At 40.5% G+C, this 17,654-nt stretch carries 19 protein-coding genes; 18 read left to right on the top strand and 1 reads right to left on the bottom strand.

Annotated features, from left to right (window positions below; all coding sequences use genetic code 11):
• The first annotated feature begins 18 nt into the window (after positions 1-18).
• The 11 genes from HF078_RS15545 (at position 19) to rsmI (ending at position 8,187) form a co-directional block, all read left to right on the top strand.
• The gene (locus HF078_RS15545; RefSeq protein ID WP_169291978.1) at positions 19-219 is read left to right on the top strand and encodes a hypothetical protein; all 201 of its coding nucleotides are present in this window, start codon (positions 19-21) and stop codon (positions 217-219) included.
• Positions 220-390: 171 nt separating this feature from the next.
• The gene (locus HF078_RS15540; protein ID WP_169291977.1) at positions 391-591 is read left to right on the top strand and encodes a sigma factor G inhibitor Gin; all 201 of its coding nucleotides are present in this window, start codon (positions 391-393) and stop codon (positions 589-591) included.
• A gap of 178 nt (positions 592-769) precedes the next feature.
• On the top strand, positions 770-2,221 hold the full coding sequence (locus HF078_RS15535) for an aminotransferase class I/II-fold pyridoxal phosphate-dependent enzyme (RefSeq protein ID WP_169291976.1): 1,452 nt from the start codon (positions 770-772) through the stop codon (positions 2,219-2,221).
• A gap of 7 nt (positions 2,222-2,228) precedes the next feature.
• Positions 2,229-2,867 (top strand): dTMP kinase, encoded by a 639-nt coding sequence (gene tmk, locus HF078_RS15530; protein ID WP_481748024.1) that lies wholly within the window; start codon positions 2,229-2,231, stop codon positions 2,865-2,867.
• An 81-nt stretch (positions 2,868-2,948) separates the two neighbouring features.
• Positions 2,949-3,278: a cyclic-di-AMP receptor gene (locus HF078_RS15525; RefSeq protein ID WP_010191354.1), complete on the top strand. Its 330-nt coding sequence runs from the start codon at positions 2,949-2,951 to the stop codon at positions 3,276-3,278.
• 77 nt (positions 3,279-3,355) lie between these two features.
• Entirely contained in the window at positions 3,356-3,796 is a 441-nt protein-coding gene (locus HF078_RS15520; protein ID WP_169291975.1) for a YaaR family protein, read from the top strand.
• 18 nt (positions 3,797-3,814) lie between these two features.
• Positions 3,815-4,807, top strand: a complete 993-nt coding sequence (holB, locus tag HF078_RS15515) for a DNA polymerase III subunit delta' (protein ID WP_169291974.1) — start codon at positions 3,815-3,817, stop codon at positions 4,805-4,807.
• A 1-nt stretch (position 4,808) separates the two neighbouring features.
• Positions 4,809-5,636 (top strand): PSP1 domain-containing protein, encoded by an 828-nt coding sequence (locus HF078_RS15510; RefSeq protein ID WP_060666692.1) that lies wholly within the window; start codon positions 4,809-4,811, stop codon positions 5,634-5,636.
• Positions 5,637-5,648: 12 nt separating this feature from the next.
• Positions 5,649-6,020, top strand: coding sequence for a DNA replication initiation control protein YabA (gene yabA / locus HF078_RS15505; protein WP_169291973.1), 372 nt, complete (start codon positions 5,649-5,651; stop codon positions 6,018-6,020).
• Positions 6,021-6,532: 512 nt separating this feature from the next.
• Positions 6,533-7,285, top strand: a complete 753-nt coding sequence (locus HF078_RS15500) for a tRNA1(Val) (adenine(37)-N6)-methyltransferase (RefSeq protein ID WP_169291972.1) — start codon at positions 6,533-6,535, stop codon at positions 7,283-7,285.
• Between the two features lie 20 nt (positions 7,286-7,305).
• Positions 7,306-8,187 (top strand): 16S rRNA (cytidine(1402)-2'-O)-methyltransferase, encoded by an 882-nt coding sequence (gene rsmI, locus HF078_RS15495; protein WP_169291971.1) that lies wholly within the window; start codon positions 7,306-7,308, stop codon positions 8,185-8,187.
• 445 nt (positions 8,188-8,632) lie between these two features.
• Here the strand turns inward: rsmI and HF078_RS15490 are convergent, their stop codons facing one another.
• On the bottom strand, positions 8,633-8,914 hold the full coding sequence (locus HF078_RS15490) for an AbrB/MazE/SpoVT family DNA-binding domain-containing protein (RefSeq protein WP_010191364.1): 282 nt from the start codon (positions 8,912-8,914) through the stop codon (positions 8,633-8,635).
• A 544-nt stretch (positions 8,915-9,458) separates the two neighbouring features.
• On the opposite strand from HF078_RS15490, the gene metG reads away from it, so the two are divergent.
• From metG to veg, 7 genes are all read left to right on the top strand, one after another.
• Positions 9,459-11,447 (top strand): methionine--tRNA ligase, encoded by a 1,989-nt coding sequence (gene metG / locus HF078_RS15485; RefSeq protein ID WP_169291970.1) that lies wholly within the window; start codon positions 9,459-9,461, stop codon positions 11,445-11,447.
• 159 nt (positions 11,448-11,606) lie between these two features.
• Positions 11,607-12,374 (top strand): TatD family hydrolase, encoded by a 768-nt coding sequence (locus HF078_RS15480; protein WP_169291969.1) that lies wholly within the window; start codon positions 11,607-11,609, stop codon positions 12,372-12,374.
• 224 nt (positions 12,375-12,598) lie between these two features.
• Positions 12,599-13,807, top strand: coding sequence for a G5 and 3D domain-containing protein (locus HF078_RS15475; protein WP_169291968.1), 1,209 nt, complete (start codon positions 12,599-12,601; stop codon positions 13,805-13,807).
• 184 nt (positions 13,808-13,991) lie between these two features.
• Positions 13,992-14,546, top strand: a complete 555-nt coding sequence (gene rnmV, locus HF078_RS15470; protein ID WP_205831647.1) for a ribonuclease M5 — start codon at positions 13,992-13,994, stop codon at positions 14,544-14,546.
• Positions 14,547-15,437: a 16S rRNA (adenine(1518)-N(6)/adenine(1519)-N(6))-dimethyltransferase RsmA gene (gene rsmA / locus HF078_RS15465; protein ID WP_169291966.1), complete on the top strand. Its 891-nt coding sequence runs from the start codon at positions 14,547-14,549 to the stop codon at positions 15,435-15,437.
• Positions 15,438-16,177: 740 nt separating this feature from the next.
• The gene (gene yabG / locus HF078_RS15460; protein WP_169291965.1) at positions 16,178-17,080 is read left to right on the top strand and encodes a sporulation peptidase YabG; all 903 of its coding nucleotides are present in this window, start codon (positions 16,178-16,180) and stop codon (positions 17,078-17,080) included.
• A 262-nt stretch (positions 17,081-17,342) separates the two neighbouring features.
• Positions 17,343-17,606 (top strand): biofilm formation stimulator Veg, encoded by a 264-nt coding sequence (gene veg / locus HF078_RS15455; RefSeq protein ID WP_010191377.1) that lies wholly within the window; start codon positions 17,343-17,345, stop codon positions 17,604-17,606.
• Positions 17,607-17,654: the final 48 nt, after the last annotated feature.

Here is a 17,654-nt window from a genome sequence, read left to right as displayed (position 1 = left end):
AAACAATGACAAAATTCTTTGGAAAGGGGAGGTTTTGGCATTGTAGAGGCGGAACGATGCCAAAACAGGGGAGAAGAAGGTAGTTTTGTCATTGCAGAGGCAGAACGGTGCCAAAACAGGGGAGAAGCAGATGGTTTTGTCATCGCAGAGGTGGAACGATGCCAAAATAGCGGAGAAGAAGAAAGTTTTGGCATCACAGAGACATTCTTACTAACCTAACTAAACCATTCAACCAAAACACCGCACCAATCTTTTTTTATCCAAAGACAAACACAGACTAGTAGGCTTTACATACACTAGATGTAGGAGATTGGTAGGCTGGGATTTTACTAAAGTAGTATACAATTTTTTGATTTGGTTAGAATAGTGGATGGAGGTGGAGAAAGAGACATGAAGTCAGCCATTCATTCATCATTTAGGGAAACGTGTATCGTTTGTGAAGAGCAGAAAGAAAAAGGAATACATTTATACACGTCGTTTATCTGTACGGAATGTGAAGGAACAATGCTTCAGACTGATGTGGAAGACCCGAAATATAAGTTTTATTTGGAACAGTTAAGGAAAATTACCATCCCAAAAATCTATTCGTAGTGTCTATGTCCATTCAACAAAGAACAAAAAAACAAAAAATAGTCTGCTGCTATGAAAAGTCCTGTCTAGGGCTTTTATTTTTTTATGGTTCTCTTGATTGGCGGGTGACTATAAGTCTAAAGTTCTATCCGTTATAATGGGAGTATATATAGGAAATGAATGATTAGAGGGTGTGCAAATGTTAGATCAAACTAAGACACCTTTGTTTTCAGGTTTAAAACGTCATTGGGAAGGTTCACCATTGTCTGGGCATGTTCCTGGTCATAAGTATGGTACTGTTTTTCCTGAGGAAGCAAGGGATTATTATAAAGATATATTGAAGTTGGATGCGACGGAGATTACCGGATTGGATGATTTGCATGATCCAGAAGGCATGATAGATGAAGCGCAACGTTTGGCGTGTGACTTATACGGTTCTGATGAGACATTTTTTCTGGTGAATGGATCCACTATAGGAAACCTCGCAATGATATTAGCCACGTGTAGCCGTGGTAGCAAGGCGCTGGTGCAGAGGAATTGCCATAAATCAATATTAAATGGATTAGAGCTTGCAGGAGTAGATCCCGTTTTTTTACCGTGTAATGTGGATGAGAATTTGGGGGTTGCTGTATCTGTAGACTTACCCTATCTATACAAGGCACTGGAAACGATAGATGGGATAACTGCGGTTGTGTTAACCAATCCGAATTATTATGGGGTAGCAGTAGATTTGGAGGATATCATACGAGCTATACATTGTCACGGCATCCCTGTTTTAGTGGATGAAGCGCATGGGGCTCACTTTCTGTTGGGAACCCCTTTTCCAAAGTCAGCACTCTCTTGTGGGGCAGATGTAGTCGTACATTCCGCGCATAAGACTCTTCCTGCAATGACCATGGGATCATGGTTGCATATACAGGGGAATAGGGTGAAGAAGGAAAGAGTCACTCATTACCTTAAGATGTTACAGTCGAGCAGCCCATCCTATCCGTTAATGGCATCCTTGGATCTTGCGAGATATTATCTTGCGAGTTTGTCTCTACAGGAGAAACAAGCTATTGTAGAGGGGATCAAAGAAATCCACCAAGAGCTGAAAAAGGTAAAGGAGATAGAATTGGTTACTCCTAGTGACAGTCGTTTACTTGTCGACCCTTTAAAGCTTACATTGCGCTCCACTAAAGGAATGAGTGGGTTCGAACTTTCCAGCCTTCTGGAGAAGGAAGGTCTTTATGTGGAACTGGCAGATCCTAATAATGTATTAATTATTATGCCACTAGCGGTGAATGAGAAAAAACATGATATGATAGAGAGAATAGTCCGGGCTGTATCCAAAGAAACAGATGGAGGCCAAAAAAAGGAACAGATTACACTTCCACCCTTTCCAGCTGAAATTAGTGAACTTTCTATTCCTTTCGGCGAACAAACGGACTATCAAAGGGTAAAATGCCCAATAGAGGAAGCAATCGATGAAACCGCTGCCGAAGCGATTGTGCCGTATCCTCCTGGAATCCCACTTTTATTTAATGGGGAGAAGATTACAAGTTCCACCGTGGAATACATAAAGGCTCTTCAACAAATCGGTGCGAGGTTTCAAGCGAGCGAAGCGTTTAAAAGTAATTATATTTATATATATAAGAAGATAAAGGAGTAACAGGATTGTGAAGGGATTATTTATTACATTTGAAGGCCCTGAGGGTGCAGGAAAGACGTCTGTCATTCAAAAGTTGGCAGCAGAATTGACAGAACGGGAATATCCGATTTTACTAACAAGAGAACCCGGAGGCATTAGCATAGCTGAGCAGATCCGAAATGTTATATTAGATTGTGACAACACAGAAATGGATGCAAGAACAGAAGCATTGCTTTATGCTGCGGCTCGCCGTCAACACTTAGTGGAGCGGGTGATACCTGCATTAGAAGAAAATAAGATTGTGCTGTGTGACCGTTTTATTGATAGTTCTCTTGCTTATCAAGGTCATGCGAGGGGAATTGGTGTAGAAGACGTGCTTAGCATCAATGAGTTTGCAACGGAAAAAATGATGCCGTCCCTTACTATCTTTTTTGATATAGAACCAGAAGCAGGACTTAAGCGTATTGAAGCAAATAATAATCGAGAAATTAACCGTTTAGATCAAGAAAAACTAGACTTCCATTATAAGGTGAAAGAAGGATATGACCTTGTAAAAGAGAAGTATAGAGAAAGAATTACGGTGGTGGATGCGTCTATGGACTTAGAGTCCGTATGCAATCAAGTAAGAGAGGTTTTAATCTCCTATATTTCTAAACACGGATTCTAATTCTTAACATAAAAATAAATTACCAAATACGAAGTAATGAAGTGGAAGCTAATTAATGGTAAAATAAAGGAGGCGCTTTAAATGAAAATGATTATGGCTGTTATTCAGGATAAAGATAGCAATCGATTAATGAATGCTTTGGTAGAACATAATTTCCGTGCAACGAAACTTGCGAGTACAGGCGGCTTTTTGAAGTCTGGAAACACTACGTTTATGATTGGTACAGAAGATGTTCGCGTACAAAAGGCATTGGATATCATTAAAGACAATTGCCAGCACCGACAGCAATTGGTTGCACCTGTTTCACCTATGGGTGGGAATGCAGATTCCTATGTTCCGTACCCTGTAGAGGTGGAAGTAGGCGGTGCGACGGTCTTTGTCTTGCCTATTGAGCATTTTCATCAATTCTAACGTTAAGCGGCTGAAAGGCTGCTTTTTTTCAGATAAAAGTTCCATGAAATGAAGTTATGGGAAAGGGACATACTGTCATGAAAATTTCAACCGACCTTCGAACAAACGTAGATAATGCAAGGATGGATATGAGAAGCGGTTCTGCTGCCACGACTGCCTTTGGTGAGATCATGCAAAGACACTCCAGTAAACTGCATACCCAACAGTTGCAGTTATTAATGAAGGATATTGAATTGGTAGGCGACCGCTTAGGAAATTCTCGCTCTTTCCAAGACTTGGCCAAGTATAAGACACTTGTTAAACGTTTTATGGAAGAGGCGGTTGAGTTTGGAATGGAGCTGAACCAGTCCCATCATTGGACAAATGATGGACAATCTAGACATTTGCAAGTGGTCAAGCAGGTGGACGAAGCACTTCTCGGCCTGACTGAAAAGGTCATGAGCCAAGAAGAATCAAGAATAAACATATTAAGCAGTATTGGTGAGATTAAGGGCTTGCTCATCAATTTATATATGTAGGTTAGTGAGTGATAAACAGTGATTAAAAGTTGGTCGGATCTACAAAACCAGCCTACCGTTGCAAGAATCGTCACAAACAGTTTAGAGCGAGATAGAATTGCCCATGCTTATTTGCTAGATGGGATGAAGGGCACAGGAAAAAAAGAAGTCAGCTACCTATTTGCAAAGAGCTTGTTGTGTAAAGACCTAAAAGGAGTTAATCCCTGTCAGAGCTGTTCAAATTGTAAGCGGATAGATTCAAGAAATCATCCTGATGTCCATGTCGTGGAGCCGGACGGTAACTCCATCAAGAAGCAACAAATTCAATTCTTGCAAGAAGAGTTTACGAAAACGGGCTTGGAATCTAAGAGGAAAATTTATATTATTGAGCATGCAGATAAGATGACGACAAATGCAGCCAATAGTTTATTAAAATTCTTGGAGGAACCGAACCAAGAAACGTTTGCCTTTTTATTGACGGAAAATGTTAATCAAATGTTAAATACGATCATTTCGAGGTGTCAGCCGCTATCGTTCCGCGCATTAACATCAGATGGACTGATAGAAAAGCTTACAGCGGAAGATATTCCACTGCCATTAGCCAAGTCAGCGGCATCCTTAACGAACAGTCTAGAGGAAGCAGTAGAATTATGTCGAGATGATTGGTTTGCGCTGGCTAGAAACTTAGTGATAAAATTGTATGAAGCAATATTTAATCGTCCTCAGGCATCTTTGCTATTTATACAAGAAAAATGGATGCCCCATTTTTCCGATAGAAAGCAGCTGGAGATAGGTTTAGATTTAATGCTATTTATTTATAAAGATATGCTGTATGCTCAGTTATCCAAAGAGGAGCAGCTGGTGTTTGTCGACGAGAAAGAGTTGATTCAAAAGTTGGCACTCCAGACGACTCAACAGCGAGTGACCGAGCAACTGTCCTATATATTACAGAGCAAGTCTCGGTTGGCATCGAATGTGAATCCGCACCTTCTCATGGAACAATTAGCGTTAAACTTGCAGGAGGGATATTAGTTTGTATGAAGTAGTGGGAGTTCGTTTTAAAAAAGCAGGGAAAATATACTATTTTGACCCAAATGGGCTTGATATAAAAGATAATGAGTTTGTCATCGTGGAAACGGTAAGAGGTGTGGAGTTCGGAAAGGCTGTCATCGGTCAAAAGAAAGTCGACGAAAACGATGTCGTTCTGCCATTGAAAAAAGTACTCCGCATTGCTGATCAGAAAGACCGACTTATTGTAGAAGAAAATAAAAAGGCTGCTAACGAAGCGTTTGATGTATGTTTCGGTAAAGTAAATGACCATGGGCTGGACATGAAGCTAGTCGATGTGGAATACACATTTGATCGCAATAAGATCATCTTCTATTTCACTGCCGATGGACGTGTGGATTTCAGAGAACTTGTAAAAGATCTTGCTTCCATTTTCCGTACCAGAATCGAACTTAGACAAATTGGTGTTCGTGATGAAGCCAAACTTTTAGGTGGTATCGGCCCTTGTGGACGTATGCTCTGCTGTTCCACATTTTTGGGAGACTTTGAACCGGTATCCATAAAAATGGCGAAGGATCAAAACCTGTCGTTGAATCCTTCCAAGATTTCCGGACTATGTGGTCGTCTAATGTGTTGTCTGAAATATGAAAATGACGAATACGAGTCCGCCAAAGAACAATTACCGGATTTGGATGAAGTAATTAAAACACCAAATGGGGTAGGCCGGGTTGTAGGATTAAATATACTCGAACGCGTGCTTCAAGTGGAGTTGTCCGGGAAGGACCGAGTGGTCGAATTTTCTCTAGACGAATTACTTCAAGAGGGAGCCGTTTCAACGCAAGCCACAGATTAAGAGGTGGAAAACTTGGACAAGAAGGAAATTTTTGATTCTGTCAGCAACATGGAAGAACAGATCGGACATTTATATAAACAGCTTGGAGAATTAAAAGAACACCTTGCCCTGATTATTGAAGAAAACAACAGTGTACTGGTGGAAAATAGTCACCTCCGCAAACGTCTAGAGCAAATGACGGCTGTGGAGGATGAAACTCCTTTACCGAAACAAAAACGCAAGAAAAAGCAGCAGGACCAGCAAAAACAGACGGATGTAGGGGAAGGTTATGATAATTTGGCCAGGCTCTACCAGGAAGGGTTTCATATTTGTAACTTGAATTTCGGCAGTCCACGCAAAGAAGGGGATTGTATGTTTTGCTTGTCTTTTCTTAATAAGAAGTAAAGAGTCGCTCTCCGTAAAGGGGTAGCGACTTTTTATTTGTGTCAATGATATAACTCCTTCCGATTTCCGTTTCAGGTGTTCGCTTTCCGCGGGACGGTACTTGAGCTTCCTCGTTTACGCCGAGGCCACTGAATTTCTTTGATTTTAGAATTTATTTAAACATCGCTGTTGATTTCCACAAATGGCTTCGCTTTCCTAGGGGCAGACGTGAGCCTCCTTCGTCTACACCTGCAGGGTCTCCACCTAGCGTTATTTCCCTCAGGAGTCTTCACCTTTTGCTCCAATCACCAGCTAGGAACCATTAAACACTTTACGTTATCAGTTTTTTATTGTCCTCAACCTTTGCGGGGTCTCACCTGTCTCTTCCTCCCGCGGGCGTCTGCGCGCCTTCCACTCCAATCAATAGGATTCACGTCACACTTATGGGGAAAGTAAAATCTTAATGGTTCTTATGTTTTTTGTTGGGATTGCGTTATAATAGGGAAAGATTATGGTACGAAAGGGTTTTGAGGATGGTAGAGCTTGTAGGCGATGAGCGCCTGGATTATTTGTTGGCGGAGAATTTACGGATTATACAGAGTCCGTCGGTATTTTCATTTTCGTTAGATGCAGTTCTGTTGGCTCAATTTGTGTATGTTCCGATCCAAAAAGGAAATGTGATGGATCTTTGCACAGGAAACGGCATTATTCCACTTTTATTAAGTAAACGGACAAAGGGAAATATCACTGGAATAGAGATTCAGGAGCGACTTGCTGGGATGGCTGAGCGGAGCTTTTCTTATAATGGTTTAGAGGACCAGCTAAAAGTAATCAACATGGATCTTAAGGAACTTCCAGCTATGTTAGAGAATAGAAAATTTGATGTGGTAACGTGCAACCCACCTTATTTTCCATTAACAGCGCAGGAAGAAAAGATAAACAGCAATATCCACTATGCTATTGCAAGGCATGAAATAGAATGTACGCTTGAGGATGTGGTACGGGTTAGTAGCCAGATTACGAAACAAGGCGGAAAAGTCGCATTTGTACATCGTCCAGGCAGGCTATTAGATATCATTTCCTTGATGAGGAAATACCGAATTGAACCAAAGCGTCTTCAATTTGTTCATTCCAAACTAGGAAAACCCGCCAATACACTTCTAATAGAGGGAATAAAGGACGGTAACCCTGACTTAAAAATCCTTCCACCATTATTAGTGTACGATGAAAACGGCGAATACACACCGGAAGTGAGAAAGATGCTCTTTGGGAAAGAACAAGTTTAATCATAAAAGAGGGATACAATATGGAATTATGGCAACAAAATAGCTTTTCTGAATCATATACTCAAGGCAGACTTTATCTCATCCCAACGCCTATTGGGAACCTAGAAGACATTACCTACCGTTCCTTAAGGATGTTAAAGGAAGTAGACTATATCGCAGCAGAAGACACACGTAACACCAAAAAACTATGTAACTATTTTGAAATAACCACTCCTTTAATCAGTTATCACGAACACAACAAAGAACAAAGCGGCAGAAAAATAATTGACCTTCTAAAAGATGGAAAGAACATTGGACTAGTCAGTGATGCTGGCATGCCTTCGATCTCAGACCCAGGTTATGAAATAGTGGTGGAAGCCCTAGAAGAAAAGCTATATGTGGTTCCTTTGCCGGGAGCAAACGCAGCGTTAACAGCTTTAATTGCATCAGGACTAGTGTCACAGCCTTTTTACTTCTATGGATTCCTCGACCGTCAGAAGAAGGAAAAGAAAAAGGAACTGGAGCGTTTAAAAAAGTTCACAGATACATTTATTCTATACGAATCTCCACATCGTTTAAAAGAAACACTCAGCGTGATGCATGAGATACTAGGGAATCGTTCCATCGTCGTGAGCCGCGAACTTACGAAAAAATTTGAAGAGTTCACACGAGGGAGCATCTCTGAGGTATTGGCTCTTTATGAAGAGCAAGGGATTAAAGGTGAGTGTTGCATTATAATAGAAGGAAGTAGTGAAGAAGTTCAGGATGACACAGAATCCTGGTGGCAGAATCTCTCCATTTTAGAGCATGTCCAACAAGTGATAGAGACAGAAGGTTATTCATCCAAAGAAGCCATCAAACAAGTCTCCAAAGAGCGTAACTTACCAAAAAGAGAAGTATACCAAGCATATCATGTTGAGTAGTAATAAGATTTTCCCTGAAGATTGTAGTGCAAGGAATGAGACTCCAGCGGGGGAGTAACGGTTGATTGAGACCCCGCAGGCGAAGCCAAGTCACTGAAAAAATGATGACGTAATGTTTTTTACGATTCCTAGCTGTGGATTGGAGCAAAAGGCGAAGACTCCTGAGGGAGATAGCGGTAGCTTGAGACCCCTCAAGCGTTGCGAGGAGGCTCAAGCACCGCCCCTAGGAAAGCGAAGCCATTTGCGGAAATCCACAGCGGTGTTTAGTAAAATTTCAAAATCAAAGTCTTTTTCAGTGGCTTCGGCGAAGCCGCCGAGGCTCAAGCACCGTCCCGCGGAAAGCGAATACCTGGAACGGAAATCGGAAGGTGTTAGGCGAGACTTAAAAATTAATTTGCATATAAAAAAGAGGGTGCCGCAGCACCCTCTTTTTTATGTCATATCATTATTTAGCTTGTAAGTTGTTTTGGATCTCTTGAATAATTTTCTCTGCACCTTCACGGCTTAAGATGATTTTTCCATCTGCAAGAGTAAGGTTGTTGTCAGAAACTTCACCAGTAACTTGGCAAGTCATGTTTGGCTTGTATTTTTTCAAGATGATTTTTTCATCATCAACGTAGATTTCTAAAGCATCTTTCTCTGCAATTCCTAAAGTTCTGCGAAGCTCGATAGGAATAACCACGCGGCCTAACTCGTCAACTTTACGTACAATACCAGTAGATTTCATAAGAAAAATACCCCTCTCCAAATTATAAGTTATTATGAATAATATTAATCTATCATTTTCGTCATTATTCGACAAATCTAACGTGTTTTCATCATAACAATATTTACAAAATCCGTCAACAATTATGTTTGAAAATATTTGTATTTCTTTTAAATAATGTATTCAAAAAGCGGAAAAAAAGCTTTGTAATAAGGGTTTACTGGAATCTGTCTCAGGTTAACATTTACAATTACTTACTAATTTTCAATAGAATACTAACTTAATTATAATCATCATTCGACAAATTTCAACTAGTTTTTTCGACAAATTTTTCGACAAATGTCGAAGTGGTAGGAAACACTTCGTTAAGTGTTGCGGAAATAAAAGAGGATAGAAAAAGTTTTTGCTCAATCCTTAACAATACTGGCGTAAACCATGTATAATAGGTATAAAAATAAGGTTATGATGTTGATATATATAGGAAGTCGAAAACGCTCATCGCTCTCGTCCATTGGGCGGGAGTTTTCTACTTTTATATGTTTCGATTATAGGGAGGTAATTTTTGATGGTAGCCGATAAAAAAACTTTTTACATTACAACACCTATCTATTATCCGAGTGGTAATTTACATATTGGGCATGCATATACGACGGTGGCGGGTGATGCGATGGCCCGTTATAAACGTCTAAAAGGCTTTGATGTGATGTACTTAACCGGTACAGACGAGCACGGACAGAAGATTCAGCGAAAGGCCGAAGAAAAAGGTGTCACTTCTCAACAATACGTAGACGATATTGTGTCAGGAATTAAAGAACTTTGGGAAAAGCTTGATATCTCCTATGATGACTTCATTCGTACAACGGAAAGCCGCCATAAAGAGGTAGTAGAAAAAATCTTTAAGCAACTACTAGACCAAGGTGACATTTATTTGGATGAATATGAAGGATGGTATTCGGTTCCGGATGAAACGTACTACAGAGAACATCAGTTAGTGGACCCGATTCACGAGAATGGGAAAGTTGTAGGAGGAAAGAGTCCTGACAGCGGCCATCCAGTGGAATTGGTGAGAGAGCAGTCTTACTTTTTCCGCATGGGTAAATATGTGGACCGTTTGCTTCAATTTTACGAGGAAAATCCAGAATTCATCCAACCAGAATCCAGAAAAAATGAAATGGTCAACAACTTCATTAAACCTGGACTTGAAGACCTTGCTGTTTCTAGAACTTCCTTTGATTGGGGAGTAAAGGTCCCTGGTGATCCGAAACATGTTATTTACGTATGGATTGATGCATTGTCCAACTATATTACGGCACTTGGTTATGGTACGGACAATGATGAGAAGTATATGAAATATTGGCCTGCAGATGTTCATCTTGTAGGGAAGGAAATCGTTCGCTTTCACACTATCTACTGGCCAATCATGTTGATGGCACTTGATCTGCCACTTCCAAAGAAAGTTTTTGCACATGGATGGCTTTTAATGAAAGATGGAAAGATGTCCAAATCAAAAGGGAATGTTGTAGACCCTGTCACTTTAATTGATCGTTATGGTCTTGATGCATTGAGATATTATCTATTAAGAGAAGTTCCGTTTGGAGCGGATGGTGTCTTCACGCCTGAAGGCTTCGTGGAAAGAGTAAACTTTGACCTAGCAAATGACCTTGGCAATCTACTGAACAGAACGGTTGCCATGATTGACAAGTATTTTGACGGAGAAGTTCCTGTTTACAACGGTAATGTAACAGAGTTTGACCAGACGTTAAGCGAACTTGCGGTTCACACTGTTCAACAGTATGAACATGCAATGGAAAACATGGAATTCTCTGTGGCGTTATCTTCTATCTGGCAGCTTGTTAGCAGAACGAACAAATATATTGATGAAACACAGCCATGGGTTTTAGCAAAAAATGAAGAGACAAAAGATCAGCTTGCGTCTGCGATGGCTCACCTTGCAGAATCATTGCGATTCATTGGAATTCTTTTAAAGCCGTTCTTGACTAGAACACCTGGTAAAATATTTGCTCAACTTGGAGTGGAGGACTCATTAACAACATGGGAAAGCTTGTCCGCATTCGGACAGATTCCTGCAGGTACAAAGACAGTGAAAGCAGACCCTATTTTCCCTCGACTTGATGTGAAGGAAGAAGTAGAGCACATTAAACAAGTCATGCAGCCTTCAGTACCAGCAGAAAAGGCGGAAGAAAAAGTGGTAGAAGCACCACCAGCGTCTGAAGAAATCACGTTTGATGATTTTATGAAGATAGATTTGCGTGTAGCAGAAGTGACTCACTGTGAACCGGTGAAAAAGGCCGACAAGTTATTAAAGCTTCAATTGGATCTTGGTTATGAAAAGAGACAGGTAGTTTCCGGCATTGCCAAGTTTTACAAACCAGAGGAGCTAGTTGGAAAGCGAGTTATTTGCGTAACAAACTTAAAGCCTGTTAAACTACGCGGAGAGTTATCAGAAGGAATGATATTAGCAGGCGAAAAGGATGGGGTCCTATCCTTAGCTTCTGTGGACGCGTCCCTGCCGCTAGGTGCTAAAGTAAAATAATTAGTTTTTGGATAAAATAATTTCAGAATGAAAGAGGTGTTTCACGTGTAACAACGGGTTGCACCTCTTTGTTTCTTTTACAGGATACTATTTGCTTATATTATTTTAATAAAAGGATTTAATTCTCATTTCAACCAATATATTACGGGAGTGTTTTTCATGTTATTTGATACACATGTGCATTTGAATGCAGATCAATATGAGGAAGATTTACAAGAGGTAATTGATCGTGCGCAAGCTGAAAAAGTAACGAATATGGTGGTGGTGGGGTTTGACAGAAAAACGATCACCAGGGCGATAGAGCTTGTGGAAAAATATGATTTTCTTTATGCAGCTGTAGGTTGGCATCCGGTCGATGCGATAGATATGACAGAAGAGGATCTAGCTTGGATAGAAGATCTCGCATCTCATGAAAAAGTAGTAGCAATCGGAGAGATGGGGCTTGACTATCATTGGGATAAATCCCCCAAAGATGTACAAAAAGAAGTGTTTCGCAAACAAATTCAGCTGGCGAAAAAAGTGAAACTACCTATCGTCATCCATAACAGGGATGCAACAGCAGATGTAGTGCAAATTTTAAAAGAAGAGGATGCCAAAGAAGTGGGAGGAATCATGCATTGCTTTACGGGCAGCTTAGAAGTGGCGAAAGAATGTATGGAAATGAATTTCTATATTTCATTTGGTGGGCCTGTCACGTTTAAAAATGCGAAAAAACCAAAAGAAGTCGTGAAAGAGATTCCGATGGAAAAACTTTTGATCGAAACAGACTGCCCATATCTTACGCCACACCCTTACAGAGGAAAAAGAAATGAGCCGGGGTATGTAAGACTGGTTGCGGAACAAATTGCCGAGTTAAAAGAATTAACGATAGAGGAAGTAGCAGAAAAAACAACAGCAAATGCTAAAAAATTATTCGGCATAAATTGACAAAAAATCTTGTCAAAAATGGCAGATACTTGTCCAATTCGGGGAAAAACAAATAAGTTCTACCTCTCTATTTCTCCTCATAGGATAAACGTGTCGATAGTTTTCACTTCCCTTTTGTGAGAATTTTCTGCATAATAGACATTACGGTCGAGCCAATGGAAAGGGTTGACAAGTTACATAACTGTCTATATAATCCATTCGAGGAGAAGGAGGCGTTTTTTTACATGTTAAATAGCATGAAAAAACTGTTTTCTGGTAAGTTGAGCAGGACGAAACTGGCCATTACTTTAACTAGTTTCATAGTCTTCTCAACCATACTTGGCTTTGGTGTCTTTCATGGCACAAAGGCTGCTGTAACAGTGAATGTGGACGGTGAGGAAGTCACGGTTCGCACGCACGCAAAAACTGTAGCGGATATTCTAAAAGAGTTGGACATAGAAGTCCATCCTGAGGACCGATTGGAGCCTTCTAAGGATACCGTTGTCAGCGATTCCATGCAGATTGTCTGGGATCCTGCCAAAGAAGTGAAACTTGTCATCGATGATAAGGAACACAGCATTTATACGACAGCAGAGACAGTACAAGATTTCTTAACAGAAAGAGATATAGATATAAAAGAGCACGATAAAGTAAGTCAAGAGTTAAATACCCCACTTAAAGACAATCTAGTCATTGCCATAGAGAAGGCATTTGAAGTTACTATGAATGTCGGGGGGGAAAAACAACAAGTATGGTCTACTTCGACTACGGTCGCTGACTTTTTAGAACAGCACGATATCACAGTAAATGATCTTGACCGAGTGGAGCCTAGTCTAGAAGAATTGGTAGCAAAAGATACTGTAGTTAATATTACTAGAGTTGAAAAGGTCACCGATGTAGTGGAAGAGCCTATAGAGTTTGGTGTTGTAACACAAAATGATAGTTCCCTTGATAAGGGAAAAGAACAAGTGGTCCAGCAAGGGGAAAATGGGACCGTTGCCAATCATTATGAAGTTATATTAGAGAACGGCAAAGAAGTTTCCCGTGAATTGGTGAAAACCGAAACGGTGAAAGAATCGTTAGACCGCATCGTTGCTGTTGGAACGAAAGCTCCGCCACAACCTAAACCGCAACAGGTTGTGTCACGTAGTACAGAGTCAAGCTCTAAAGAGTTTTATGTTTCTTCTACGGCGTATACAGCATTCTGTAATGGATGCAGTGGTGTGACGAGTACAGGCATTAACTTGCGTACAAATCCGGGAGCAAAAGTAATTGCAGTAGATCCTAGTGTCATTCCTTTAGGGACAAAAGTCTATGTGGAAGGCTATGGTTATGCTGTTGCTGGAGATACCGGCGGTGCCATCAAAGGCCACAAAATCGATGTGTTCTTCTCTGATAAAGATGCTGCTTATCGTTGGGGAAGGAAAAAAGTGAAAATCAAGATTCTCGATTAATGTATTGAGATACTAGTTCTAGCAGGGGTTTTTTTCAAGCCTCTGCTTTTTTCTGTTCTTCTGTTAAAATAAATATTAGTCATGAAAGACAAAATAAAGTAGAATACATACTATTGTTTGTTTTTGCTTTCATATCATTAGACGTTTATCATAGACGAAAAGTTTCACTCTTTTGGAGGAAAAAATGAAAATAAAAGAAATTATTGTGGTGGAAGGAAAAGATGATACGGTAGCCATTAAACGGGCTGTTGATGCTGATACGATCGAAACAGGCGGATCGGCAATAAATGAGGAGATACTAAACCGTATAAAGCATGCTCAGGAGACAAGAGGTGTCATTGTATTCACAGATCCTGACTATCCTGGGGAAAAGATACGCCATACCATCAGAGAGGCCGTTCCTGGCTGTAAACACGCGTTTTTACCTAAAGAAAAGGCGCGCGGCAAAAAAGGCAAAGGGATAGGGGTAGAGCATGCCACAGTTAGTGATATTCAACAAGCGCTTAACGGGTTGCATCAAGAGTATGAACAGGAAACCGAAGAGATTCCTTTTGAAGCGCTTGTCTATTATGGACTTGTTGCGGGTCCTACAGCCAAAAATAGAAGAGAACGCCTTGGCATGGAACTAAACATTGGCTATACGAACGGCAAACAGTTGCAAAAGCGTCTGCAAATGTTCCATATCTCTTTAGATAGATTGAAACAAGCAGTGATGAAAATTGACCAGGAGGAGCAATAAATGCATAAAGATATTGCCACACCGAAAAGAACGAAAGAAATATTGGATAAGTACGGATTCTCTTTTAAAAAGAGTCTGGGACAAAACTTCCTAATTGACACAAACATTCTAAGGAATATTGTGGAATATGGAGAAGTGTCCGAAAAGACAGCAGCCATTGAAATTGGTCCAGGGATAGGGGCGTTAACGGAGCAGATTGCCAAAAGAGCCGGCAAGGTTTTTGCTTTTGAAATTGATCAAAGGCTGTTGCCAATCTTGGAAGACACCCTATCTCCTTATGACAATGTCACAGTTATTCATAAGGATATTCTGAAGGCAGATGTAACAGAACTGATTGGTGAAGAGTTAAAGACGTTTGAGGAAGTAAGAGTGGTTGCCAATCTTCCTTACTACGTCACTACTCCTATTATCATGAAGCTGTTGCAGGAAGGATTACCACTAAAAAGCATTACTGTCATGCTACAAAAAGAAGTGGCAGAGCGTATGGCCGCTAAGCCTGGTTCCAAGGAATATGGCTCTCTTTCCATTGCAGTGCAGTATTATACGCAGGCAGAAACCGTCATGATCGTCCCAAAAACAGTTTTTGTTCCACAGCCTAATGTGGATTCTGCGGTCATTCGCCTGGTAGTCCGTGAGGAGCCGCCTGTTCGTGTGAAAGATGAGGACTTCTTCTTTGAAGTGGTTCGTGCAAGCTTTGGACAAAGAAGGAAGACGATTTTAAATAACCTGACAAGCAATCTGCCTGATGGAAAGGCAAAGAAGCAAGGGATTGAAGCGGCACTTGCCCATACTTCCATTGATCCCAAAAGACGTGGGGAAACTCTCTCAATTGAGGAGTTCGGTGCTCTAAGTGATGAATTGTTCCCACTGTTTAAAACGGAAACGGCCTGAAGAGGGTCGTTTTTTTTTTGGATCGAGTTGATTTCCGTTCCAGGCGTTTCGTTTGCCTGTGGGCGGTCCGTGAGCCTCCTCGGCTTGCGCTGAGGCCACTGAAAACTGATAACGTAAATTTATTAATGATTCCTAGCTGATGATTGGAGCAAAAGGTGAAGACTCCTGAGGGGGATAGCGTTAGGTGGAGACCCCGGAGGCTCCAGCCCCTAGGAAAGCGAAGCCATTTGCGGAAATCAACAGCGGTGTCTATACATCATCTAAAATCAAAGGCTTTTTCAGTGGCCTCGCTTGCGCCTGTGGGGTCCACCTGTCCCTTCCACTCAAAAATGGATAAACCCTATTTACAATTTATAAATCACTTTTATAATGGATAAATCGTTTTTACGATGGATATAAGTGTCTTTACAATGGATAAAACAATTTTAGGATGGATAAACGAAAATTCACCCGATATTATAGTGTCGAAGGCAGCTAATATGAAGGGAGTTGTGCCGAATTAATAAGAAAGATCCCACAAAACACTTTAAAGTAAAACCACAAACACAAAAAAGCTGCCACAGCATCAAGTATTCCCTAAAGATGTGGCAGCTTTTATTAATGCCCTGAAATGGAATACGGGCCAATGCGTTCGTTACCTTTTTTACACCAAGGAAAGTGCTCACACACATAAAGACCCGTGCATACTCTAGGTTAGATAGACCGTTGGGGTAAATGCCTTCTCCAAGTTGGAGGGAAAAATGATGCTGAAAATTGGAGACATTGTTGCACGAAAATCCTATAATTATGACCTGTTATTTCGTGTGATGGATATACATGAAAATGAATTAAAACAGCGAATTGTTTTATTATATGGGGAAGATGTCAGGCTGATGGCAGACGCCCTCTACGAAGATTTGAAAGTGGTAGATGGTAAAGAGCAGATGACCAGAAAGCAACGAGCAGAATCCAAGGTCAACAGATCTTTGCAGCTACTGCAACAGGATTATCAGCTCATTCGGGAGAAGAATGAATACGAGGCAACAGGTGGCTATAGTACAGAGCAAAACTATTTTCAAGTGCCGGGTAAGGTGTTGCATTTGGATGGAGATCCTTTGTATTTGAAAAAGTGCCTGGAGCTTTACGAAAGAATTGGCGTACCAGTACATGGGGTGCATGCGAATGAGAAAGAAATGCCTTTGAAAATAACAGAGTTGATGGAAAGGTATCGACCGGATATTTTGGTCATCACCGGCCATGACGCATACTCCAAAAGCAAAGGGAAAGTGTCTGACCTTAAATCATATCGCCACTCATGGCATTTTGTGCAAACAGTAAAAGAAGCCCGCCGGATCCAACCAAACCTGGATCAGTTAGTCATTTTTGCAGGAGCGTGCCAGTCCCACTTTGAATCATTAATACAGGCAGGCGCAAACTTTGCAAGCTCTCCTTCTCGAGTGAATATTCATGCTTTAGATCCAGTTTATATTGTGGGTAGAATCTGCTTTACTCCATTTATGGAGCGGGTAAATGTTTGGGATTTACTAAGGAATACATTAACAGGAGATAAGGGATTGGGTGGTATTGAGACAAGAGGAGTGTTACGAACGGGGATGCCTTTTAGACCTTATAAAGAAGACGAAGAGGAAGATGAAGACTCTTAACGGTGGAAGTTAAGGGTTTTTTGTCGTATTTTCGCATCTTTATCTTTGATCAAAAACCTTTAATGGCAATGCTTGAAAGGTGATTTTAAAATTTATACATATTTATTCCAATATATGCGCATAGTAAATGTAGACATATGAAGATAATTGTAGACAGAAATATATTGACAGGTTGCTTTTGTGGTTGTTATAATTTTAAGTTTTATTTGATTTTTTATTAAAATTATGTTACACTAACTATAGTATAGTGAGGTGGAGTAAAATGGGAAAAACGTTAGTAGATATCAAAAGGACGTTAGATTCTAATTTAGGTAAAAAGTTAACTCTTCGTGCTAACGGTGGTCGTAGAAAGACAATTGAGCGCATAGGGATATTAGCAGAAACTTATCCATCAGTATTTGTAATAGAACTAGATCAAGACGAAAATGCTTTTGAACGTGTATCCTACAGCTATGCAGATGTCCTCACAGAGACGGTACAACTTACATTTTTTGAAGAAGGAAATATGGCCATAAGTGGGCAGTAGACAAATTTGTTTGCTGCTTTTTATTTTGCCCCAAAAATACTATAGCTG

Origin of the sequence: Bacillus sp. RO2, from assembly GCF_012911845.1 — a bacterium.
Lineage (GTDB): Bacteria > Bacillota > Bacilli > Bacillales > Bacillaceae_I > Sutcliffiella_A.
The sequence above is the reverse complement of the archived record's forward strand: the minus strand, read 5'-3'. Positions and strand labels throughout refer to the sequence as shown.

Bases quoted from the DNA above. Each gene is read 5' to 3' on its own strand.
- metG (WP_169291970.1), top strand. From the start codon at position 9,459: ATGGTAGCCGATAAAAAAACTTTTTACATTACAACACCTATCTATTAT.
- HF078_RS15490 (WP_010191364.1), bottom strand. From the start codon at position 8,914: ATGAAATCTACTGGTATTGTACGTAAAGTTGACGAGTTAGGCCGCGTG.
- HF078_RS15540 (WP_169291977.1), top strand. From the start codon at position 391: ATGAAGTCAGCCATTCATTCATCATTTAGGGAAACGTGTATCGTTTGT.
- yabG (WP_169291965.1), top strand. From the start codon at position 16,178: ATGATGCTGAAAATTGGAGACATTGTTGCACGAAAATCCTATAATTAT.
- HF078_RS15480 (WP_169291969.1), top strand. From the start codon at position 11,607: ATGTTATTTGATACACATGTGCATTTGAATGCAGATCAATATGAGGAA.
- rnmV (WP_205831647.1), top strand. From the start codon at position 13,992: ATGAAAATAAAAGAAATTATTGTGGTGGAAGGAAAAGATGATACGGTA.
- HF078_RS15535 (WP_169291976.1), top strand. From the start codon at position 770: ATGTTAGATCAAACTAAGACACCTTTGTTTTCAGGTTTAAAACGTCAT.
- HF078_RS15525 (WP_010191354.1), top strand. From the start codon at position 2,949: ATGAAAATGATTATGGCTGTTATTCAGGATAAAGATAGCAATCGATTA.
- HF078_RS15520 (WP_169291975.1), top strand. From the start codon at position 3,356: ATGAAAATTTCAACCGACCTTCGAACAAACGTAGATAATGCAAGGATG.
- veg (WP_010191377.1), top strand. From the start codon at position 17,343: ATGGGAAAAACGTTAGTAGATATCAAAAGGACGTTAGATTCTAATTTA.
- HF078_RS15500 (WP_169291972.1), top strand. From the start codon at position 6,533: ATGGTAGAGCTTGTAGGCGATGAGCGCCTGGATTATTTGTTGGCGGAG.
- HF078_RS15475 (WP_169291968.1), top strand. From the start codon at position 12,599: ATGTTAAATAGCATGAAAAAACTGTTTTCTGGTAAGTTGAGCAGGACG.
- rsmI (WP_169291971.1), top strand. From the start codon at position 7,306: ATGGAATTATGGCAACAAAATAGCTTTTCTGAATCATATACTCAAGGC.
- rsmA (WP_169291966.1), top strand. From the start codon at position 14,547: ATGCATAAAGATATTGCCACACCGAAAAGAACGAAAGAAATATTGGAT.